Source organism: Ornithinimicrobium tianjinense, assembly GCF_014636495.1.
GTDB lineage: Bacteria > Actinomycetota > Actinomycetes > Actinomycetales > Dermatophilaceae > Ornithinicoccus > Ornithinicoccus tianjinensis.
The window spans coordinates 1,067,978-1,088,295 of the sequence record NZ_BMEM01000001.1 but is presented as its reverse complement, the minus strand read 5'-3'; the positions used below and the strand labels follow the sequence as shown (position 1 = coordinate 1,088,295).

Below are 20,318 nucleotides of genomic sequence, written 5' to 3'. Positions count from 1 at the left end.
ATGGCGGGAGCCCGGCTCCAGGTCGTCGTCGACGAGCTCGCCCTGCAGCTGGGTCGCGGGGTCACGGTGGACGACGCGTCGGGCCGGCTGATGGCCTACAGCGCCCAGGGCCAGGACGTCGACGCGGCCCGCGTCCAGGCCATCCTCGGCCGGACGAGCGACGCGGCGGTCCTGGCGTGGGAGTCACGCTTCGGGTCCGCCGGAAGCCGCGGCCCCTACGAGATCCCGGCCAACCCCGACCTCGGTATGTCGTCGCGCCGGGCCGTCCTGCTCGTGCACCGCGGCGCGGTGCTGGGTCGGGTGACAGTGCTCAGCGGGGACCGGCCGTGGACGACGGAGGACGACGACCTGCTCGCGCGGGCCGGCGAGCAGGCGGCGGCGCTGCTCGCCGCGGGCCTGTCCGACGACCCCGACCAGCTGCTGGCGCAGGTGGTGTCGGCGCGCTCCCAGCGCGAGGCCCGCGGCCCGTGGTCGAGGCTCGTGCCGCAGGCACCGGCGCTGGAGGAGCCGGGGCTGGTCGCCGTGGCGGTGCTCGGCGGCGGGGCGGAGGCCGGGCGGCGCTGGCCCGGGCGGCTCGTCTGGACGGTGGTCGACGGCACGCTCGTGGTCGTGACCGCCGCGGGTGCGGTCACCACCACGGCCGGCGGCGGCCGTCACACGGAGGCCTCCGGGGGCCCGTCTGGCACCCGCCTGCCGACGGGTGTCGGTGACCCGTCCGTCGGAGGTCTCGCAGGCGTGCGTCGTGCGGTCGGGCAGGCCCGGGTCGCGGCCCAGCTGACCCGGCTCGACCCTGCCCTCGCCGACCGCTCCGGCACCGGCCTGCTCGCGTGGGCCGATGCGGGGGTCTACCGGACGCTCGTCGGCCCTGGCGGTCTCCCCACCGGCAGCGACCCGTTGGCGCGGCTGGAGTCGGGAGCCGACAGCGAGATGGGTGCCCAGCACACCCTCGAGGTGTGGCTCGACCACGGCTGCGACGTCCGCAGCACAGCCGCTGCCCTCCACCTGCACCGCAGCAGCCTCTACCACCGGCTCGAACGCGTGGCCCACGCCCTCGGGGTGGACCTCTCGGACGGGCTCACCCGGCTCGACCTGCACGTCGCGCTCAAGGCACGCCGGGCGCGCGGGGTGCGGCTGCCGCCAGGTTGGGGGGCGTAGGTCCGGGCCGCGGGTCAGTCGGTGCCTGCGGTGCCGCGCCCCTGCCACGTGCAGATGCACACCTCGTTGCCCTCCGCGTCGGCGAGCACCCACCACGACGGCGCCGCCTCGTCGGAGACCAGCCGGCCGCCGGCCGCCAGCGCAGCCTCCAGCCGCTGCTCGGCGACGTCATGAGGCACGGTGATGTCGAGGTGGAAGCGGTTGCGCTCCACCCGCGGCTCGTCCATCTGCTGGAACCAGAGTGCCGGCAGGCGCCCTGCCGGGTCGACGAGCACGTCCGTCTCGGGAAGGTCACCCTCGACGGTGTAGCCCAGGACCGCGCGCCAGAACGGTGCGACGTCGGCGGCGGCCATCACGTCCAGGCCGATCTCCAGCGTGCTGACCTCCTCCGGCACCGGCGTCAGCCCCAGCTCGTCGGCGATCGCGCTGACGGCCAGCGCCAGCCGCCGGTCCCGACCCGTGAGCCGCTGCACGTCGTGGCTCACGGTCGTCACGGTCACGTGCGGGTAGCGCAGGTCGACGTCCGGGTGGTGGTCGAGCTCGTCGGCGGCGGCAGCGATCCGCGACGTGAACTCGGCGCCCCGGCTGAACCCGCCCGTCTCCCACCTGGCGACGAGGCGGCCCAGGACCACCCGCCAGTGGGCCAGCTCAGGGTCCCGCGACAGGCTCTCCTGCACCTGGTATGCCGTCTCCGTCGCGCCCTCGGGCCGGTCGGTGCTGGGGTCCTCGCTCATGCCCCCAGGGTGCCACCGCACGCCGACAGGTGCTCGACGACCGGGTGGCATCGTGAACGAGACCACCTCCGCAGACACCGTCCACAGGTGAGTGACGTGTCACGTTGCGCCACGAGTGACGTATCAGCGCACCACGGGCGTCTCAGGCGCTGGCGTCCTCGGCCGCGTCCATCGCGGCGTAGATCCGCTTGGCGGAGACCGGGCCGGCCGTGCCCAGCCGCTGGGCGAACATCGAGACGCGCAGCTCCTGCACCGACCACACGATGTCCATGACGTCAGGGTCCTGGCGGCGGTGCGGGGGCAGCGAGTCCAGGAACCTCGCCAGCTCCTCCTCGACGAGGTGCACCTCACCCATCCGCTGCCGGTCGCGGGGCAGGTCCTGCACCCCCTTGTCGAGCCGCTCGGCCATCGCCCGCAGCCAGACCACCATCCGCGGCAGGCGGCGGTAGCCGACGTCCGCCACGAAGCCGGGCCGGACGAGGGCGTCGAGCTGCCGGCGCAGGTCGACGGCCAGGTCGGCCGCGGCCGGGGTCGTGAGCCGCTGCAGCCGGAGCGACACCTCGCGCGCCGTGTCGAGGATCGGCACCAGCCACTCCACGATCTCCAGCACCCGCGGCACCGACTGCTGGCGCACCCCGGCCAGCGCCGCCTCGAACTGTGCGGGCGTGCGCACCGTCGCGCCCGGCTGCTCGGCCACCACGGAGTCGACCGCCGCGGCCAGGGCGTCCTCGAGCAGCGCCGGCACCGACCCGTGGGGGTTGTGCCCGAGCGAGAGCTTCTGCTGGTTGGTCAGCAGCGCCAGCAGCCGCTTCCACGGCGGCTGGGTGTTGAGGAGGAGCAGCCTGCGCACCCCACGCAGCGTCTCGCGCTGGGCCTCCGACCGCGTCGCCAGCACCCGCACGTCGACGGCGTCGCCGACGTCCACCAGCGCCGGGAAGCCTTGCACTGCACGGGGTCCCACCTGTCGGCTGAACGTCTCGGGCAGCGGGTCGTAGGCCTCGCCCTCGGGCCAGCCGGTCAACCTCTGGCGCTCCACGCGCGAGGCGGCCGCGGCCATCGTGGTGCGCACCTGGCCGGCCAGCTGCGCCTGCAGCGCCGCGAGGTCCTTCCCCTCGCCGAGCACCTCGACCCGACCGCGCCCCCGGGATCCCCTGCGCCCCTTGGCCTTCGGGTCGCGCGGGCCGACGGCCCGCTCGACGCGGAACGTCATCTTGAGGTGGTCGGGCACCCGCTCCCAGTCGACGTCGGACGCGCTCACGCGGACGAGCCCGCGTCGGGTGAGCTCCTCGGCCAGCGCCTCGCGGACCGGCACGGCCCCGACCAGGCCGGCGCTCTGCATACCGGCCAGGGCGGCACGCCCGTGGTCCGGCGCGGGGACGAAGTTGCGGCGCAGGTCCTTGGGGAGCGCCTTGATGAGCGCGGTGACCAGCTCCTCGCGCAGCCCCGGGACGAGCCAGTCGAAGCCGTCCTCGGACACCTGGTTGAGGACCTCGACCGGCAGGTGCACGGTGACGCCGTCGGCGTCGGCGCCCGGCTCGAACTGGTAGGTCAGCCCGAAGCTCAGCTCGCCCTGCGTCCACGTCGTCGGGAAGTCGTCGGCGCTGACCGCCGCCCCCGCGTCGCCGACGAGCAGCTCCTCGGTGAAGGTGAGCAGGCGGGGGTCCGTGCGGCGCGCCTGCTTCCACCAGGTGTCGAAGTGAGCCCCGGAGACGACTTCCGCCGGGATCCGCTCGTCGTAGAAGGCGTAGAGCGCCTCGTCGTCGGCGAGGATGTCGCGCCGCCGGGCCCGGGCCTCCAGCTGGCCGAGCTCCTTGACCAGCTTGCGGTTGGCGTGGAAGAACTCGTGCCGGGTGTCCCAGTCCTCCTCCACCAGCGCGGTCCGGATGAACAGCTCGCGGGCGAGCTCGGGGTCGATGCGGCCCAGCGGCACGGTGCGCCCCGCGACCAGGGGTATGCCGTAGAGCGTCACCCGTTCGTCGGCGACCGCCGACGCGCTGGAGCGTGACCAGCGCGGCTCGGAGTAGGAGCGCTTGACGAGGTGGGCCGCGGCGGCCTCCACCCACGCCGGGTCGACGACCGCGTTGGTCCGCGCCCACAGCCGCGAGGTCTCGACCAGCTCGGCGGTCATGACCCAGTCGGGGTTGCGGCGGTGCAGGACCGAGCCGGGCTGCAGCACGAAGCGGGCCCCGCGGGCGCCGAGGTAGTCTCGCTTCTCCCGCTCCCACATCCCCACGTGCGAGAGCAGGCCCGCGAGCAGCGACTGGTGCACCTGGTCGGGCTTGGCCGCGTGCTCGTTGGCCTCCAGGCCGAGGCTCTTGGCCGCCTGGCGCAGCTGGGTGTGCAGGTCCTGCCACTCGCGCACGCGCAGGTAGTGGAGGAACTCGTTCTTGCACAGACGGCGGAAGGCGCTGCCGGAGAGTTCCTTCTGCTGGCGCTGGAGGTAGCGCCAGAGGTTGAGGAGGACGAGGAAGTCGGAGTCGACGACGTCCTGCGCACCGCCCTCGCTGTCGGCGCCCGGCCGGCCGCCCGGCCCGCGCGGCACCCCACCGGCACGGCGGAAGCGGGCGTGCGCCTGGTCGGCCTGCTGCTGCCGGTCCGACGGCCGCTCGCGCACGTCCTGGATCGACAGCGCGGCGACGATGACGAGGACCTCCTTGAGCGCACCCTGCCGCTCGGCCTCCACGAGCATCCGCGCGAGCCGCGGGTCGACGGGCAGCGCGACGATCGCCCGGCCGTAGGGCGTGATGCGCTTGCGCGGCACGTGGGCCGGCGCGTCGGGGTCGATCGCCTGCAGCTCGGTCAGCAGCCGCACGCCGTCGGCCACCTGGCGCGAGTCCGGCGGCTCGATGAAGGGGAACCGCTCGATCTGGCCCAGCCCGAGGCTGGTCATCTGCAGGATGACGCTGGCCAGGTTTGTGCGCAGGATCTCCGGGTCGGTGAACCGCGGCCGGGCCTCGAAGTCCTCCTCGGAGTAGAGCCGGATCGCGATCCCGTCCGCCAGACGCCCGGCGCGGCCGGCGCGCTGGTTGGCCGACGCCTGGCTGATCGGCTCGATGGGCAGCCGCTGCACCTTCAGCCGCTGGCTGTAGCGGCTGATGCGCGCGGTGCCGGTGTCGACGACATACCGGATGCCGGGGATGGTCAGCGAGGTCTCGGCGACGTTGGTGGAGACGATGATCCGCCGCCCCGCGTGCCGCGCGAAGACCCGGTGCTGCTCGGCCGCGGAGAGCCGACCGTAGAGGGGCAGGACCTCGGTGGAGGGCAGCGCCATACCCTCCAGGGCGTCCACGACGTCCCGGATCTCGCGCTCCCCCGAGCAGAAGACCAGCACGTCCTCGCCCCGGCCGTCGCGGCCGGTCCCCTCGGTCCACAGCTCCTCGACCGCCTCGACGACACCGGTCACCTGGTCGATCTCGACGGTGACCGGCGCGCGGTCCGCCCCGCCCCGGGAGGGCGCCACCTCCCGCACGAGCGGGCGGTAGCGGATCTCGACCGGGTAGGTCCGCCCGCTGACCTCGACGATGGGCGCGGGCCGGCCCTGCGCGTCGGCGAAGTGCGCCGCGAAGCGCTCGACGTCGATGGTCGCGGAGGTGATGATCACCTTCAGGTCGGGGCGCTGGGGCAGCAGCTGGCGCAGGTAGCCGAGGATGAAGTCGATGTTGAGGCTGCGCTCGTGGGCCTCGTCGATGATGAGGGTGTCGTAGCGGCGCAGCTGCCGGTCGCGCTGCAGCTCGGAGAGCAGGATTCCGTCCGTCATCACCTTCACGAGCGTGTCCCGCCGGCTCTGGTCGGTGAAGCGCACCTGGTAGCCGACCGTGGTCCCGAGCTCGACGCCCAGCTCCTCGCTGATGCGCTCCGCCACCGAGCGGGCGGCGATCCGCCGCGGCTGGGTGTGGCCGATCATGCCCTCGACGCCGCGTCCCAGCTCCAGGCAGATCTTGGGCAGCTGGGTCGTCTTGCCGGACCCCGTCTCCCCCGCGACGATGACGACCTGGTGGTCGCGGACGGCCGCCTTGAGGTCCTCGCGACGCTCGCTGACCGGCAGCTCAGGGGGATAGTGAAGGTCCTCGGGCGCGGGGAGCGCGGCCCGTCGCGCAGCGACCAGCTCCTTCTTGCGGGTATGCCGTTCGCGCTCGGTTCGGTCTGGCGCGGGCATGGTCCAACTCTACGTGGGCACCGGACCGTCGCCGGACGTTCGCCCGCTGGTCGTGTCGACGTCAGCCACACCTCACCCCCCTCGGGATGGATGGGCAGGTCGGGAAGCCCCGACGCACCCGCTCGCGCAAGGAGACTCAGTGATGTTCCGCCCCGTCGCCCGCCTGGCTGCCGTAGCCTGCCTGGCCATGCCCCTCGCTCTCTCCGGCGCCGCCGCCGGCGCCACCCCCGGCCAGGGCGCCGACCACGGCCTCGGCCTCGGCCCGAAGGCCGACACCGGCGCGCCCACCACCGCTCCCCTGGTCGTCGGTCACCGCGGCGCCAGCGGCTACCGCCCCGAGCACACGCTCGCCTCCTACGAGCTGGCTGCGCGCATGGGCGCCGACTTCATCGAGCCCGACCTCGTCGCCACCAAGGACGGCGTCCTCGTCGCCCGACACGAGAACCTCATCAACGACACCACCGACGTCGCCCTCCACCCGGAATTCGCCGACCGCAAGACCACCAAGATGATCGACGGCGTGGCGCTGACCGGCTGGTTCACCGAGGACTTCACGCTGGCCGAGCTGAAGACGCTGCGCGCCAAGGAGCGTCTGCCCCAGGTCCGGCCCGCGAACACCGCCTACGACGGACAGTTCGAGGTCCCCACCTTCGAGGAGGTCCTCGAGCTGCGCGAGCGCCTGTCCGCCGAGCTGGGCCGCGAGATCGGTGTCTACCCCGAGACCAAGCACCCCTCCTACTTCGACGGCCTCGGCCTGTCCCTGGATGAGCCGCTGGTGGGCCTCCTGGAGCAGTACGGCCTCAACAAGCCGCAGGCTCCGGTCTTCGTCCAGTCCTTCGAGCTCGCCAACCTGGCCGACCTCAACACCAACCTCAAGCTGCGCGCGCCGAGCGTCTTCCTGCTGTGGCACTCGGGCTACCCCTGGGACTCCGAGGTCGCCGGCGACACCGTCCGCGACTACGCCCACTACACGACCCCCGAGGGGCTGCGCGAGATCGTGGACGCCCAGGTCGACGGTGTCGGGCCGGAGATGACCATGGTCATCTCCCGCGAGGCCGACGGCTCGATGGGCGCGGACACCGGCCTCGTCGACCGCGCGCACGACGCCCGGCTGACGGTGCACCCGTACACGATGCGCGCCGAGAACACCTTCCTCTACACCGACTTCCGCAGCAGCGCCGACCCGATCGCGCACGGCGACATGATCGGTCAGATCACCGCGATGCTCGAGGTCGGCGTCGACGGCTTCTTCACCGACCAGCCCGACCTCGGCCGCCAGGCCGTGGACGCATGGATGTCCGACAAGAAGGTCCGCCCGCAGGGCTGACGCACCTCCTCACGCCGCGTCGCCGGGGATCCGCAGCTCCTCGGCGACCGGCAGGTGGGTGACCGAGGCGCGGGTCACGACATACGTCCCGAGCAGGGGCACCGGGCTCGCGCGGCAGACCTCGATCGCGTGCTGGTGGACGACCCGGTCAGCGTCGCTCACCGCGCCCCAGGGGCGGACGAGGGAGAGCACCACGCCGCCCACGCCGGGCAGGTGCTCGGCGACCTCCACCAGCCGCGTCACGGCGTCTGTCAGCTCCTCCGCCGGGATGCTGCCGACGAAGATCGGCTGGCTGAGGGCACCGTCCAGCCTGGCGAGCAGCACGCTCAGCCCGCCGATCCTGCGGTCGGCGTCGCTGACGCACAGGTCGACGACGTCGGCAGCGAAGGTGGGGTCCGCCAGGGACCGCTCGGGCCAGTTGTCAGGAAGGTCTTCAAAGCTCATGGGCCGAGCCTGCCCGGATCGCCCGACCCGGCGCAGAAGTTGTCCACAGGGCGCGTGCGCCGGCCCGTCCCTGCTCTCAGAGGAGCAGGGAGACGGTGTGGATCACCAGGCCCACGAGCGCACCGACGACGGTGCCGTTGAGGCGGATGAACTGCAGGTCCCGCCCCACGTGCAGCTCGATCTTCTCGGAGGCCTCCCGCGCGTCCCAGCGCTGGATGGTCGATGAGATGACCGACGTCAGCTCGGGGCCGTAGCGCTCGACGAGACCGACCACCACGTCCGCGCTCCACGCGTCCAGCCGCGCGCGCAGGTCGTCGTCCTCCACCACGCGCCGGCCCATGCCGGCCAGCTCGGTCGCGAACCGGGTGCGCAGGTGACCGGCGGGGTCGTCGAGCGCCTCCAGCACGGTCGCGCGCAGCGTCTCCCCCAGCCGCACCCCGGTGGTCGCCACCTGCGGGTGGTCGAGCAGCCGCTCCTTGAGCCGCTCGAAGCGCTCGGCGGTCCGGGGGTCCTCCTGCAGGTCCCGCGCCAGGTCCTCGAGATAGGAGTCGAGCGCTGCTCGCACGTTGTGCTGCGGGTCGTCCTTGACGTCGCGGGCCCAGCGCAGCACCTCGACGTAGACGCGGCGGGTGATCTGGTCGTTGACCCACTGGGGCGCCCACGACGGCGCCCTCGACCGCACGATCGCCTCGACCTCGTCCTGGTGCAGCGCCAGCCAGGCGTGCAGCTCGCGCGCGCCGAGGTCGACGAGCCCGTGGTGCGAGCCGTCCGCGACGACCCGCTCGAGCAAGTGCCCGGCGACGGGCGACAGCGGCTCGGCGCGCAGGCGCGGCAGCACCACCCGTTCGACGAAGGTCCGCAGCTCGGCCTCGTCGATGCGCTCCACGCCACGCCGCACGAAGGGCACGGCCTCGGCGACGACGCGCTCGGCGTTCTCCGGCCTGCTCACCCACCCGGCGAGGCGCTGCACCACCTGCGCGTCGAGGTACTTGTCGCGCAGGACCTGGGGGGTGAGGAAGTTGTCCGTCACGAACTGCTCGAGGCTGGCCCCGAGGTCGTCCTTGCGGCGCGGGACGAGGGCCGTGTGCGGGATGGGCAGCCCGAGAGGGTGGCGGAAGAGCGCGGTCACCGCGAACCAGTCCGCGATCGCGCCGACCATCCCCGCCTCCGCCGCGGCGTTGACGAAGCCCCATCCCCCCGCGCGCCCGTGGGTGATCACGTAGATCACCGCCATCACGACCAGCAGGCCGGTCGCGACCGTCCGCATCCGCCGCAGCCCGGCGCGCCGTTCCTCGTCGGTGACGCGCCCCGCCGCGGTGACCGTGGTGGGCGCGCTCATCCGGTCCACTCCCCCGTCCGCCACGCGGTCTCGAGCACGTCCCGGTATGCCGTGAGGTCCCATCCCCTGCCCCTCACCCAGTCCTCCTGGTAGTAGGTGTCCTCGTAGCGGCAGCCGTCGTCGCACAGGAGCGTGACGATCGACCCCGCCACCCCCGAAGCCCGCATCTCGCACGCGAGCCGCAGCACGCCATACAGGGCGGTGCCCGTGGACGGACCGCAGGAGCGCCCGGTGGTCTCGCCCAGGAAGCGCATCGCCGCGACGGAGGCGGCGTCGGGCACCCCCATCATGCGGTCGACGACGCCCGGCACGAAGCTCGGCTCGACGCGCGGTCGCCCGATGCCCTCGATGCGTGAGCCGCACGGCTCGTCGTCCCCGGCCCGGCCGGCGAACGCCGGGAGGAACGCCGACCCCTCCGGGTCGACCACGCAGAGCCGGGTGGCGTGCCCCTTGAGCCGGACGTAGCGGCCGATGGTGGCCGAGGTCCCGCCGGTGCCGGCGCCCACGACGATCCACTCCGGGACCGGGTGCGGCTCCATCGCCATCTGCTCGAAGATCGACTCGGCGATGTTGTTGTTGCCGCGCCAGTCGGTGGCGCGCTCGGCGTAGGTGAACTGGTCCATGAAGTAGCCGCCGTAGCGAGCGGCCAGCTCGCGGCTCACGTCGTAGACCGCGGCGGCGTCGTCCACCAGGTGGCAGCGGCCACCCTCACGCTCGATGAGGGCGATCTTCTCCGGGCTGGTGTCCTTGTGCATGACCGCGACGAACGGCAGCCCGAGCATCGCGGCGAAGTGGGCCTCGCTCACCGCCGTCGAGCCCGAACTGGCCTCGATGACGGTCGTGCCCTCGCGCAGCGAGCCGTTGCACAGGGCGTAGAGGAACAGCGAGCGCGCGAGCCGGTGCTTGAGGCTGCCGGTCGGGTGCGTCGACTCGTCCTTGAGGTAGAGGTCGACGTCCCACCCGGCGGGCATCGGGATCCTGACCAGGTGGGTGTCGGCGCTGCGGTTGGCGTCCGCGCGCAGCCGGCGCACCGCCTCGTCGACCCAGGCCCGGTCGGTGGGCACGGGCGAGGGGTGGTCGGTGAGGGGCGTCGGCACGGGCGCGGTCACGTCGTGACGTTACCGTGCGCGTCCGACATCAGCCGATCCGACGTCGCCCCTCCTGCGTCAGACGAAGATGATCTGAGCGCCCTCGGCGATCTCGATGAAGTCCGAGGCGCTGATCACGCCCTCGACGGCCGGGTGCAGGTCCGCCTCGATGATCTTCATCATGTCGTAGGTGAGGCGGCAGGCATACAGGTGCGCGCCGGAGGCGGCGAGCAGGTCGAGGAACTCCGGGACGGTCGGGATGTCCAGGTCTTCCATCTGCTTCTTCATCATCCGCGTGGCGAAGCTGGTCATGCCCGGGAGGTTGCCCATCGCCTGAGGCATCGACACGTGCTCCAGGCCCGGGCGCAGACGCCCCAGGTCAGGCATGTGCATGGCGGTGTTGCCCGAGAGCGTGAACTTCAGCCTGTCGTTGGTCCTGGTGTTGATCATGTCCAGGCCCCAGAAGGTGAAGAAGATGTGCACCTCGATGCCCTCGCCGAGGGCGGCGTTGCCCATGATCAACGCCGGGTAGGCCATGTCGAGGTTGCCCTTGGAGCAGATGAACGCCATCTTGCGGCGCCCCTGGTATGCCGCCACGCCGGCGGGCACGGACTGCTCACCATGGGCGGGGGCCGAGCCGGGCACCGGGCCGCGGGTGTCGCCGAAGTCCGGCATCACGAACCCGGGAGGCGGGGTGGTGACGCGGGGTGCGGTCGTCGTGGTCATGGCGGGTCCTCCTCAGACGCAGCCGACGGGCTTGGGCAGGCCGGCGAGCCAGGCCATCTTCTTGGCCGGCTTGCCGGGGTAGAGCGCGAACAGGTCCTTGACCGTGAAGCCGCCGACGGACTGCATGCGGCGCAGCGTCGGGGTCACGCCGGTCGTCGCCGAGTCCTCGCGCATGAAGCGCAGCGGGGCCAGGTGCGGCTCGTCGAGCTCGACGCCGATGAACGCCGCCAGGTCCTGGGCCAGCTCCTCGTCCCAGTCGTCACGCCGGGTGAGGAAGCCCTCGGCGTCCACCTCGAAGGTGCGGCCGTTGAGCGTGTTGGTGGGCATGATCACTCCTTCGGCCGGCGCTTGCCGGCCATCGACATCGCAGTGGGGACGGGCAGGCGGTGGCCGGGCAGGAGCATCCGCCAGTAGATCTGCTCGAACGCCAGCTTGCCGAGGTGGTTGACCCGCGAGGGCTTCAGCAGCGCCATCGGTCCCACGACCGGCGCCGGGAAGCTGCCGAGAAGCGGCTCGGTGTCATAGTTGAAGTCGAGCAGCATCGCCTGGCCGCGCCCCGACTCGATGAAACAGTTGGCGTGCCCGTCGAAGACGTTGGGCAGAGGGCGTCCGTCGACCGCCGCCAGGAAGTTGTCGATGAACGTCTCGGTCGCGAAGTGCGCCACCGACCCAGCCTTGGAGGTGGGTATGTCGCTCGCGTCGCCCAGGACGAAGATCCGCTCGTGCTCGACCGACCGCAGGGTGTGCTTGTCCACGGGCACGAAGCCGGCGTCGTTGCCCAGGCCGGAGTCCATGACGAACTGCTGACCGACATTGGGCGGGACGGTCACCAGGAGGTCAAACGACAGCTCGCGGCCGTCATAGGCGACCAGCCGGCGGCCCGGCCCGTCGACACGCTCGGCAGCGAAATCCGGGGCGAGCCGGATGGAGCGGTCCTTGAGCAGGCCGCCCAGCGCCTCCGAGGCGACCGGCTTGGTGAAGGCCCCGTCCAGCGGCGTCACGTAGGTGATGTCGACCTGGTGCCTGATCCCGCGCTTGCGGTAGTGGTCCTCGACGAGGAAGACGAACTCCAGCGGGGCCACCGGGCACTTGATCGGCATCTCGGAGACGTGGACGAGCAGGCGCCCGCGGTCGAAGCGCGCGAGGGCGTCGCGCAAGGCCGTCGCGGCGTCGAGCGTGTAGAAGTGGTGCACCGCGTCCTTCCCGGCGAGCGCCTCGGCCATGCCCTCGACCAGGCTGGGGTCCGGCCGCGTGCCGGAGGCGATGACCAGCCAGTCGTAGTCCAGGACCCGACCGTCGGCCAGCTCGACCCTGCGGTGCTCCGGGCGCACGAGCGCCACCTGACCCTCGACGAAGGTGACCCCGTCGGCCAGCAGCGGCACCCTGTCGCGGACGACCCGCTCGGGTTCCATCCAGAACGGGACGAAGAGATACCCCGGCTGGTAGTGGTGGCCCCGGTCCCGGTCGACGACGGTGATCGTCCAGTCGGTGCCGAGCTTGGTGCGCAGGTGGTTGGCGGCCATCGTGCCGGCGGTGCCCGCCCCCAGGATCAGGAGCTTTCTCATGCCTCAAGAATACCCCTACGGTATGTAGTAGATGGCTCGCCGGCGCGTCCGTAGGGGGCGTTGTGACCGACCAGACACCGCGGCCCGCCTACCATCGGCTCGTGAGCTCCCACCGCTGGCCCAGGTCCGTCTACGGCGAGGGCGTCGAGCCCGACCCGAGGTTCTCGCTCGCCAACGAGCGGACCTTCCTCGCCTGGATCAGGACCGCGCTGGCGCTGCTGGCCGTCGCGGCCGCCGTCGACGCCCTGCCCCTCGGGATCGGGGTGCGCGCGCAGGCCCTGCTGTCCACGGTGCTGGCCCTCACCGGCCTGGTCGCGGCCGTGCACGCGTGGCGCGACTGGTCCCGGACCGAGCAGGCCATGCGCCGCGACCTGCCGATGCCGGGCAACGCCGCGGGGATCGTCGTCACGGTCGGCGTGGGGCTGGCCGGCGTCGTGCTGCTCGTCGCCAGCCTGATGCGGGGTCTGGCGTGACCGACCCGCTCCCGCGGGACCCGGGCCTGCCGCAGGAGCGCACCGCGCTCGCCTGGCGCCGCACCGGCCTGGCCCTCGTCGCCGGAGCCCTCGGCATCGGCCGCCTGACGATGGAGACGCTGGGCACGGGCGTGCTCCTGCCCGCCGGCATCGCGGCGGCGCTCGCGCTGTGGGTGGTCGGCGTGACGCTGCGGGGCGGGCGCTACGCCGCCGCCCATCCCGACGAGCCGCACTTCGACCGCGTCCTCGTCGACGGGCGCGTCCCAGGAGTCGTCACGGCGATCGTGGTCGGTCTGGCGCTCGGCGAGCTCGCGTCCGCCTCGGCCCAGCTCATCCCCTGACGGCCAGGCTCACCGTCACCACGTCGCCGAGCTCGATCCCCTCGGAGCGTCGGACGCTGTCCTTGACCGGGACCCAGAAGGCAACGCCCTTGCGCGGCCAGAGCGAGGTGCTGAACTCGGTCTGACCGATCCGGCCCGTCACCGGGATCATCCCCCAGCCGTAGGTCACGTCCCGCATCACCTCGCGCAGCCACTCCGACTCCTCCGGGGGCGTGACGAGGAAGTGGAAGGGAGCCGGACCGCGCCACTCGACGACCTCGCCGGTGAACTCCAGGTCATCCATCGCTGACACCTCCCCCAGCCTCGACGAGACGGGACTCCAGCACCGCGAGGTCACGCTCGGCGAAGAGACGGTGCTCCCACTCCTCGTTGACCACGACAGCCAGCACCTCCCGCACGGGGTAGTCGCGGGCGGGCGGCCAGCCCGCACCCTCGACCGGCTCGGTGCGCTCGGCCAGGCGCTCGTCGGTCAGGTCCCGCAGCACCGACGTCACCTGCGACCGCCGACCCTCGCGCACCTCAAGGATCTCCCCGAGCGCGGGGCGCGCGTCCGCGGCATACGGGAGACCCGGGAGGGACTGCGCCTCCTCGAACGGGACCCCGAGCGGGTGGTATGGCGCGGGGTCGCCCAGGAGCACGCGCCCGATCCAGGCGTCGGTCGCCATCACGAGGTGCCGCAGCGTCTCGACGAGCGACCACTCCCCGTCGACGTTCTCGTGCAGGGCGCCCGGCGATCGCTCCTCGAGCGCTCGCGCCCGCTCCACGGTGCCGTCCCAGAGCTCGCCGAGCCGGGACCACGCCGCTCGGAACCCGTCGGCGTCCGCGGGGCGCATCAGGGCCCGGTCCGGGTAGCGCCGGTCCAGCTCGGCCTCGACGAGCGGGCCGATCTCGACGCCGTTGATCACCAGACCCCGGATGTCACCGTCGATCACGGCGTCCTGAAGCACGACGCCGGTGAGCCTGGCTCCTGGTAGCAGGACGTTGTGCATCCGGGCGCGCGAGAGGTCCACCGGCCGGAAGGTCGCGTCCGGCATCTCCATGTCACGGAACTGCTGTGGCGGCTCGCTCATGGTCAGCACGCTAGACCTACCCACGGACAGCCGACGTCCGCAACCATCAGCCGGCCATGCGCACCAGCACCGGGGCGCGGCGCACGCTCAGCCACGCCACGACCGCCGCGAGCAGCGGAACGGCCACGGCGGCGGCGCCGAGCTGCAGCCACGGCACGTCCACGATGCCGGTGAGGTTCTCCGCCACGGCGTAGCCCGTGCCGTAGCGGTTCGCCGACGTGGTCACCCACGACATGACCCCTCCGACCGCGAGGCCGAGCGCCATACCCATCCCCACGCCCACGCTCCCGACGAGCACGGCCTGCAGCGTGGCGTGGAGCCGCCGGGTGCGCACAGCCGCTCCCACGGCGGCCAGCGTCGCCGAGTCCTGCTGACCCTCCGAGATCGCCAGGGCGGTGCTGATGACGACCGCCGCCAGCGCGATCAGCGAGAAGACCGCGAGCGCCACGAGGTTGACGATCCGCACCGCCGGGTCAGGCGTGAAGCCCCGCTCGAGGTAGACGAAGGCATCGTCGTGCAGCGCCTCCTGCAGGGCGCTGGCCTGCTCCACCGTGAACGAGTCGTCGCCCGCCACGAGGAAGGAGCTCTGCGTACCGACCCAGCCGAGCCGTTCCGCGGTCTCCGCCGTCAGGTATCCCGACGCCCAGAGCTGCGTCCCGACGCGCAGCGCGTCGATCTGTGTCGCGCTGAGCTCCAGCACCGGCACCCGGACGGTCTCGAACGGCTCGGTCGCCTCTGCCGCTGCGCCACCGTCGGTCAGCCGACCCGGCGCTGACACCGCGAGCGCCTCCCGCAGCCCGTCCTCCTGGCCGGTCCGGTCGGTGCCCTCCAGCTGCAGCAGACCACCCTGCTCTAGCGTCTCGCGCATGGCGGGCGTCAACGCGCCGGTGCGTTCCAGCGCCTCCACGGGGGCGGCCACGAAAGTGAGCCCCGGATCCACCCAGCACCGTGGTGGCTTGACCGGCCCCGCATCCGTGGTGAGGTCCGAGGGAGCGCAGTCGCCGGGCACGACCGTCTGGAAAGGACGGTCCGTGGGGTTCCCGGAGTCGTCCCACCCAGGCCCGCCCGGCAGGGACACCAGCGGGTAGGTCGTCGCGCCGGGCAGAAGTCGGTCGACCGCTTCCCGCACGTCGTCGGCCCGGTCTGTCGCGTCTCCGGTCGCCACGCCCAGGGTGCCGAACGGGACCGAGGGCGTGTACTGCCGCTCCCGGTTGGCGGTGGATGACGACTCGGAGGTCAGCAGGCCGGTCATCACCGCGATCGCCGCCACGATGGCGAGCACCGCAGGGACGGCGCGCGATCGTTGCCGGACCGAGTCTCGGGCCGCCAGCCGCCAGGGCAGCGGTGCCCGCGCGCTCAGGTTCGCCAGCAGGGCCAGCACCGAGGGCACGAGGGCCATCGCCCCCAGACCGAGCAGGACAGCCCCACCGACCACCCACCACGTCGCGAGGTAGGGCTCCACGGTCAGGCTCCAGCCCAGCAGCCCCGCTCCAACCAGGACCAGCGCGCAGCCGAGGAGAGGCCATCCGCGACCCACCCGCCTCGAGACCGCCTGGCCGCGCAGCACGGACATGATGTCGAGCCTGGTCGCACCCCGGGCCGGCCACCAGGCCGCGACGCCGGCGGCCAGCACCGAGGTGAGCATCAGCAGGCCGACCCACAGCCACGGCATCTCGAGCACGACGTGCTGATCCGGGCGCAGTCGCGCGAGCACGACCGCACCGCCCAGACCCGCAGCCGCCCCCAGCACGGCTGCGGACACGGTGGCCAGCACGGCGAGGACGAGCCCGTGGGCGACGACGGCGCGCCGGACGTCCGCGCGGGACGCGCCCTGGGCGCCCGCCAGGGCGAGGCTGTGGCGTTGCCGCGCCGCGCTCACGGCGAAGGCGGGCCCGGCCAGCAGCACCGTCTCGGCGAGGACGGCCAGCCCGACCATGGAGAAGTAGAGCGCCTCGGTGCGGTTGTTCTGCGCCTCGACGTCGTACTCGCGCGGAGGGTCGAGCAGGACCTGCCTGCTGGTGACGTCGAGCCCGTACGCCGCCCAGCCGAGGGCCTCCTCGAGACCGACCGGCTCGGCCCGGTCCACCAGCCACTGCCAGGTCGTCCCCTCAGGAGCCGCGACGGCGGGCAGGACGATCTCCGCGTTGTTCGAGCCGGAGTATGCCGCGTCCGCGACACCGACCACGGTGAAGGACTGCGGGTGGTCAGTGTCCTGCCCGAGCTGGAGATCGACCCTCCCCGTCGTCGGGAACCCCCGTGCGACGCCGGCGGGAGTGACGAGGATCTCGTCCGCACCCTCGGTCCAGTGCCCTTCCCGCAACGAGACGAGTGGACGGGTCACGCCGGACGGCGGCCCCTCCAGCACCAGTGCCCGCAGGGGCACGATCCCGTCGTCCGCCGCGTAGCTCGTGCGGTCCCCGGCAGGAACGGCCTCGGTGCGTCCGACGCGCGACACCTCGGCGCCGACCGTCGCCGCCACCCGCTCGCCGTCCCACGGGTCGGTCGGCGAATAGCCCTGAGCGACCCTGACCTCTCCAGGAGGTGGACTCTCGCCCACCCCCAGGACATGCCCAGCCGGACCGTTCGCCGGCGTGACGGCGGCAACGGCGTGCCCGAGCTCCCGGTCGATCCCCTCCCGCACACTGATGTCCTGCGTGGTGAAGAAGGTCAGGAAGGCCGTGATCAGCAGGACCGGCGTACCGACGAGCGCCATGATCAGCGCGCTCCGGCCGGGGCGGCGCCGCACCTCGCGACGGCCCAGCCGCAGCGCGAACCGCCACGACGCGAGCCAGCGGTCCCACCGCGAGCCAGGACGTCCGCGGCGGGTGCCGCTGGGGCCGACCCGCGTCATACCCGTGCTCCGAGGAGGGAGTCGGCCGACAGAGGTCCCTGGGTCGCGTCGACGACCACGCCGTCCTTGAGGAAGACGACGCGGTCCGCCCAGCCGGCCAGGCGCGCGTCGTGGGTCACCAGCAGCGCCGCGGCTCCGGCGTCGCAGCGGGCGCGCAGCACCTGCAGGACCGCCTCGCCCGTGGTGGAGTCGAGCGCGCCGGTGGGTTCGTCGGCGAGGATCAGGCGCCGCTCCCCCACCAGGCCGCGGGCGATGGCGACCCGCTGGCGCTGGCCGCCGGAGAGCTGCTCGGGGAAGCGGTCGGCCTCGGCCTGCAGGCCGACCTCGCGCAGCGCCTCGACGGCCATGCGGCGCGCGCGGCGCGGGCGGGAGCCGTCGAGCTCGAGCGGGAGCGCGACGTTCTCGGCCGCGGTCAGGGCGGGCAGCAGGTTGAAGTCCTGGAAGACGTAGCCCACGTGCCGCCGGCGCACAGCGGCGAGCTGGGCGTGGGTGAGGTCGTCCAGGACCTGGCCCTCGATGACGACGGTGCCGTCGGTCGGGGCGTCCAGCGCCCCGGCCAGGGAGAGGAGGGTCGACTTGCCGCTGCCGCTCGGTCCCATGACGGCGACGAGCTCGCCCGGCGCGACGGTCAGCGACAGGTCGTAGAGCGCGCGGACCTGCGTCGGGCCCTCGCCGTGGATGCGGGTCACGTGCCGCAGCTCGAGGACGGGCGCGCTCATCGCCGCGCTCCCGGACGAGCGCCGGCGGTGACGGAGGGGTGGGCCGGCCCTGTCCCGGGGGCCTCCGCATCCTGCTCCGTCACCGCCGACGAGGCCACGTCGCCCCTGTGCGCGCGGACCCGGGCCGCCCCTGCCGCCCGGGTCACCTGCGCCTCGACGTGGTCCAGCCACCGCAGCTCGGCCTCTGCGGTGAAGATGAGGTTCTCCAGCACGAGCGACCAGGCGAGATCGGCCCCGCCCGTGCGCTTGAGCCGCGTGAGCTCCTGGAGGTGCTGCATCGTCGCCCGACGCTGCACCTGGACGGTCCGGGTGACGTCGACGCCCGGCACCGTGACGGCGAGCGCCAGCTTCATCGCCAGTTCCTGCCGCGGCGTGCTCGCCCGGTCGACCGGCTCGACCCACCAGCGGGCCACCTCGTCGCGCCCGGCGGGCGTGACGGCATACCGGATGGAGGAGTCGCCCGCGCCCTCGGGGACGACCTCCTTGACCACGAGACCGTCGCGCTCGAGCCGTCCGAGCGTGGTGTAGACTTGGCCGACGTTGAGCGGCCAGGTGCCGCCCGTGCGCGACTCGAACTCGCTGCGCAGCGCGGCGCCGTACTGCGGGCCCTCGCCCAGGAGCGCGAGAAGACTGTGCTTGACCGACATGGTCCACCTCCCTGTATACCGAGTATTCCCCGTGGTCAGGTCATGTATACCCGGTATGCAGTGGGGCGCGCAAGCAGCTCGCCCGGCGTGGCGACGCCGGCTCTAGTCGTCGATCTCCTCGCCCGCGAGCGCCTTGGCCGCGAGCCGCTCCTCCGTCGCGACCTCCCAGACCTCCTTGGCCGCGCCGACGTTGAGCACGACGATGAGCGCGCCCAGCACGATGTCGGGCCAGCCGCTGCGCGTCCACAGGGTCACCAGGCCCATCGCGATGATGGCCAGGTTGACGAGCACGTCGTTGCGGGCGGACAGGAACGCCGCGCGGGAGAGGGAGCCGCCGTGGTGCCGCACCCCGGAGATGAGCCAGGCCGCCACGCCGTTGACCACCGCGGCGCCGCCCGCGGTGAGAATCAGGGCGAGCACGTCGGGCGGCACAGGGTCTCCCGCCTTGCGGAAGGCGGCCCACGCCGCGGCGAGCGCCGGCACGAGGATGATGAGCGCCAGCGCCTTGCCCGCGAGCGCCCGCCGCGCCACCGACCAGCCGAGGGCCATGAAGATCAGCAGGTTGATCGAGGTGTCCTCGAGGAAGTCGACGCTGTCGGCGAGCAGCGAGACGGACCCGATGGCCAGCGCGACGACGGCCTCGACCCAGAAGTAGCCCAGGTTCAGCCCGGCGACCGTCAGGACGGTGCGCCGCAGGCGGCGGGGCTCGATGAGGTCGGTCGAGGACTGCGGCTCGGTCACGGCGACCAGTGTCGCGCACCGTGTCGGAGGGTGGGCCTAGGGTGCAGGCATGACCGAGGGGAGCCGGTTCACCGCACCGCTGTGGCGCTCGCAGACCGTCGACGCGTGGCACTTCGTGACGCTCCCACCGGACGCTGCCGCGCTGGTGGGTGAGCGACCCCGGCCGCAGCGCGGCTTCGGGTCGGTCCGCGTCCAGGTGAGGGTGGGGAGCACCATCTGGCGCACGTCGGTGTTCCCCGACCGGGCGAGCGCGTCATACCTGCTCCCCGTCAAGAGGTCGGTCCGGCTGGCGGAGGACCTCGAGGAGGGCGAGCCGGTCACCATCTCGCTGGAGGTCCTGGAGTGATCCTCGTCCGCCCCGCCCGTCCCGAGGAGCACGCGGAGGTCGCCCGCATCCTGATGGCGGCCTACGCTCCCAGCGGCATGCCCCCCGACGCGCCCTACTGGTCGAGCCTGCGGGACACCGCGGGCCGCACGGAGGACGCCGAGGTCTGGGTCGCCGAGCTCGGCGGCCACGTCGTGGGCACGGTCACCTGGGCGGGGCGCGGCTCCGGGCAGCGGGAGATCTCGGCCGACGACGAGGCGGAGTTCCGCATGCTCGGCGTCGACCCTGATGCGCACGAGCGCGGGATCGGGACGGCGCTCGTGGACGCCGTCGTCCGGCGGGCGCGCCAGGACCGGTATGCCGCGCTCGTCCTCTCCAGCGCCACCTGGATGACCGCCGCCCACCGGCTCTACGACAAGGCGGGCTTCCACCGCATACCGGAGCGGGACTGGACCCCGTCGCCCGGCGTGGACCTCCAGGCCTACCGGCTCCTCCTGACCGACGACGAGCTCCTCCACCCCCCGTCGGATCCGCGGGATAACCCCCGTGTGGCAGGGTGGGAACCGACGGCATGATGGGCGCGTCCGACCCCCCGGCGGGGTCCACCGGGGGACGTC

Annotated in this window: 20 protein-coding genes; 6 read left to right on the top strand and 14 right to left on the bottom strand. The window is 73.0% G+C overall.

What is annotated here, in order from left to right:
* Positions 1–1,155, top strand: coding sequence for a PucR family transcriptional regulator (locus IEV65_RS05085; RefSeq protein WP_188428464.1), 1,155 nt, complete (start codon positions 1–3; stop codon positions 1,153–1,155).
* 14 nt (positions 1,156–1,169) lie between these two features.
* Here the strand turns inward: IEV65_RS05085 and IEV65_RS05080 are convergent, their stop codons facing one another.
* Positions 1,170–1,889 carry a 4a-hydroxytetrahydrobiopterin dehydratase gene (locus IEV65_RS05080; protein WP_188428463.1) on the bottom strand — a complete coding sequence of 240 codons (720 nt, stop codon included), beginning with the start codon at positions 1,887–1,889 and terminating at the stop codon, positions 1,170–1,172.
* Positions 1,890–2,031: 142 nt separating this feature from the next.
* Positions 2,032–6,045 (bottom strand): ATP-dependent RNA helicase HrpA, encoded by a 4,014-nt coding sequence (gene hrpA, locus IEV65_RS05075; RefSeq protein ID WP_188428462.1) that lies wholly within the window; start codon positions 6,043–6,045, stop codon positions 2,032–2,034.
* A 142-nt stretch (positions 6,046–6,187) separates the two neighbouring features.
* On the opposite strand from hrpA, the gene IEV65_RS05070 reads away from it, so the two are divergent.
* Entirely contained in the window at positions 6,188–7,372 is a 1,185-nt protein-coding gene (locus IEV65_RS05070; protein WP_229734912.1) for a glycerophosphodiester phosphodiesterase, read from the top strand.
* 9 nt (positions 7,373–7,381) lie between these two features.
* Here IEV65_RS05070 and IEV65_RS05065 read toward each other — a convergent pair whose 3' ends face one another.
* The 6 genes from IEV65_RS05065 to sqr all read right to left on the bottom strand — a co-directional run bounded on the left by IEV65_RS05065 (position 7,382) and on the right by sqr (position 12,534).
* Positions 7,382–7,816, bottom strand: a complete 435-nt coding sequence (locus IEV65_RS05065; protein WP_188428461.1) for a hypothetical protein — start codon at positions 7,814–7,816, stop codon at positions 7,382–7,384.
* A 76-nt stretch (positions 7,817–7,892) separates the two neighbouring features.
* Positions 7,893–9,155 carry a DUF445 domain-containing protein gene (locus IEV65_RS05060; protein ID WP_229734911.1) on the bottom strand — a complete coding sequence of 421 codons (1,263 nt, stop codon included), beginning with the start codon at positions 9,153–9,155 and terminating at the stop codon, positions 7,893–7,895.
* Positions 9,152–10,264, bottom strand: a complete 1,113-nt coding sequence (locus tag IEV65_RS05055; protein WP_308642559.1) for a PLP-dependent cysteine synthase family protein — start codon at positions 10,262–10,264, stop codon at positions 9,152–9,154. The genes IEV65_RS05060 and IEV65_RS05055 overlap by 4 nt, the downstream gene beginning before the upstream one ends.
* A gap of 57 nt (positions 10,265–10,321) precedes the next feature.
* A complete protein-coding gene (locus IEV65_RS05050) occupies positions 10,322–10,969 on the bottom strand; it encodes a DsrE/DsrF/DrsH-like family protein (RefSeq protein ID WP_229734910.1) in 648 nt (215 codons plus the stop codon).
* Positions 10,970–10,981: 12 nt separating this feature from the next.
* Positions 10,982–11,296: a TusE/DsrC/DsvC family sulfur relay protein gene (locus IEV65_RS05045; RefSeq protein ID WP_188428460.1), complete on the bottom strand. Its 315-nt coding sequence runs from the start codon at positions 11,294–11,296 to the stop codon at positions 10,982–10,984.
* A 2-nt stretch (positions 11,297–11,298) separates the two neighbouring features.
* Positions 11,299–12,534: a type III sulfide quinone reductase, selenoprotein subtype gene (gene sqr / locus IEV65_RS05040; protein ID WP_188428459.1), complete on the bottom strand. Its 1,236-nt coding sequence runs from the start codon at positions 12,532–12,534 to the stop codon at positions 11,299–11,301.
* 101 nt (positions 12,535–12,635) lie between these two features.
* Between sqr and IEV65_RS15590 the strand changes: the two genes are divergently transcribed.
* Positions 12,636–13,007: a YidH family protein gene (locus IEV65_RS15590; RefSeq protein WP_229734909.1), complete on the top strand. Its 372-nt coding sequence runs from the start codon at positions 12,636–12,638 to the stop codon at positions 13,005–13,007.
* Positions 13,004–13,348 (top strand): DUF202 domain-containing protein, encoded by a 345-nt coding sequence (locus IEV65_RS15585; protein ID WP_229734908.1) that lies wholly within the window; start codon positions 13,004–13,006, stop codon positions 13,346–13,348. Before IEV65_RS15590 ends, IEV65_RS15585 begins: the two co-directional genes overlap by 4 nt.
* Here the strand turns inward: IEV65_RS15585 and IEV65_RS05030 are convergent.
* The 6 genes from IEV65_RS05030 to IEV65_RS05005 form a co-directional block, all read right to left on the bottom strand.
* Positions 13,338–13,631, bottom strand: coding sequence for a DUF1905 domain-containing protein (locus IEV65_RS05030; protein ID WP_188428457.1), 294 nt, complete (start codon positions 13,629–13,631; stop codon positions 13,338–13,340). The two genes, IEV65_RS15585 and IEV65_RS05030, sit on opposite strands and share 11 nt — an antisense overlap.
* Positions 13,624–14,418 carry a DinB family protein gene (locus IEV65_RS05025; RefSeq protein WP_188428456.1) on the bottom strand — a complete coding sequence of 265 codons (795 nt, stop codon included), beginning with the start codon at positions 14,416–14,418 and terminating at the stop codon, positions 13,624–13,626. The genes IEV65_RS05030 and IEV65_RS05025 overlap by 8 nt, the downstream gene beginning before the upstream one ends.
* Before the next feature lie 46 nt (positions 14,419–14,464).
* On the bottom strand, positions 14,465–17,269 hold the full coding sequence (locus IEV65_RS05020) for an FtsX-like permease family protein (protein ID WP_188428455.1): 2,805 nt from the start codon (positions 17,267–17,269) through the stop codon (positions 14,465–14,467).
* On the bottom strand, positions 17,266–17,988 hold the full coding sequence (locus IEV65_RS05015) for an ABC transporter ATP-binding protein (protein WP_188428454.1): 723 nt from the start codon (positions 17,986–17,988) through the stop codon (positions 17,266–17,268). The genes IEV65_RS05020 and IEV65_RS05015 overlap by 4 nt, the downstream gene beginning before the upstream one ends.
* The gene (locus IEV65_RS05010) at positions 17,985–18,635 is read right to left on the bottom strand and encodes a PadR family transcriptional regulator (protein WP_188428453.1); all 651 of its coding nucleotides are present in this window, start codon (positions 18,633–18,635) and stop codon (positions 17,985–17,987) included. The genes IEV65_RS05015 and IEV65_RS05010 overlap by 4 nt, the downstream gene beginning before the upstream one ends.
* A gap of 102 nt (positions 18,636–18,737) precedes the next feature.
* Positions 18,738–19,376: a cation efflux transmembrane domain-containing protein gene (locus IEV65_RS05005; RefSeq protein WP_229734907.1), complete on the bottom strand. Its 639-nt coding sequence runs from the start codon at positions 19,374–19,376 to the stop codon at positions 18,738–18,740.
* A 49-nt stretch (positions 19,377–19,425) separates the two neighbouring features.
* Here IEV65_RS05005 and IEV65_RS05000 point away from each other — a divergent pair, with 49 nt between their 5' ends.
* Together IEV65_RS05000 and IEV65_RS04995 are read left to right on the top strand one after the other, a co-directional pair.
* Positions 19,426–19,722 carry a DUF1905 domain-containing protein gene (locus IEV65_RS05000; protein WP_188428452.1) on the top strand — a complete coding sequence of 99 codons (297 nt, stop codon included), beginning with the start codon at positions 19,426–19,428 and terminating at the stop codon, positions 19,720–19,722.
* Complete coding sequence (locus tag IEV65_RS04995; protein WP_229734906.1) at positions 19,719–20,276, top strand: GNAT family N-acetyltransferase; 558 nt, start codon at positions 19,719–19,721, stop codon at positions 20,274–20,276. The genes IEV65_RS05000 and IEV65_RS04995 overlap by 4 nt, the downstream gene beginning before the upstream one ends.
* Positions 20,277–20,318 lie beyond the last annotated feature (42 nt).

Bases quoted from the DNA above. Each gene is read 5' to 3' on its own strand.
- IEV65_RS05085 (WP_188428464.1), top strand. From the start codon at position 1: ATGGCGGGAGCCCGGCTCCAGGTCGTCGTCGACGAGCTCGCCCTGCAG.
- IEV65_RS05080 (WP_188428463.1), bottom strand. From the start codon at position 1,889: ATGAGCGAGGACCCCAGCACCGACCGGCCCGAGGGCGCGACGGAGACG.
- hrpA (WP_188428462.1), bottom strand. From the start codon at position 6,045: ATGCCCGCGCCAGACCGAACCGAGCGCGAACGGCATACCCGCAAGAAG.
- IEV65_RS05070 (WP_229734912.1), top strand. From the start codon at position 6,188: ATGTTCCGCCCCGTCGCCCGCCTGGCTGCCGTAGCCTGCCTGGCCATG.
- IEV65_RS05065 (WP_188428461.1), bottom strand. From the start codon at position 7,816: ATGAGCTTTGAAGACCTTCCTGACAACTGGCCCGAGCGGTCCCTGGCG.
- IEV65_RS05060 (WP_229734911.1), bottom strand. From the start codon at position 9,155: ATGAGCGCGCCCACCACGGTCACCGCGGCGGGGCGCGTCACCGACGAG.
- IEV65_RS05050 (WP_229734910.1), bottom strand. From the start codon at position 10,969: ATGACCACGACGACCGCACCCCGCGTCACCACCCCGCCTCCCGGGTTC.
- IEV65_RS05045 (WP_188428460.1), bottom strand. From the start codon at position 11,296: ATGCCCACCAACACGCTCAACGGCCGCACCTTCGAGGTGGACGCCGAG.
- sqr (WP_188428459.1), bottom strand. From the start codon at position 12,534: ATGAGAAAGCTCCTGATCCTGGGGGCGGGCACCGCCGGCACGATGGCC.
- IEV65_RS05030 (WP_188428457.1), bottom strand. From the start codon at position 13,631: ATGGATGACCTGGAGTTCACCGGCGAGGTCGTCGAGTGGCGCGGTCCG.
- IEV65_RS05025 (WP_188428456.1), bottom strand. From the start codon at position 14,418: ATGAGCGAGCCGCCACAGCAGTTCCGTGACATGGAGATGCCGGACGCG.
- IEV65_RS05020 (WP_188428455.1), bottom strand. From the start codon at position 17,269: ATGACGCGGGTCGGCCCCAGCGGCACCCGCCGCGGACGTCCTGGCTCG.
- IEV65_RS05015 (WP_188428454.1), bottom strand. From the start codon at position 17,988: ATGAGCGCGCCCGTCCTCGAGCTGCGGCACGTGACCCGCATCCACGGC.
- IEV65_RS05010 (WP_188428453.1), bottom strand. From the start codon at position 18,635: ATGTCGGTCAAGCACAGTCTTCTCGCGCTCCTGGGCGAGGGCCCGCAG.
- IEV65_RS05000 (WP_188428452.1), top strand. From the start codon at position 19,426: ATGACCGAGGGGAGCCGGTTCACCGCACCGCTGTGGCGCTCGCAGACC.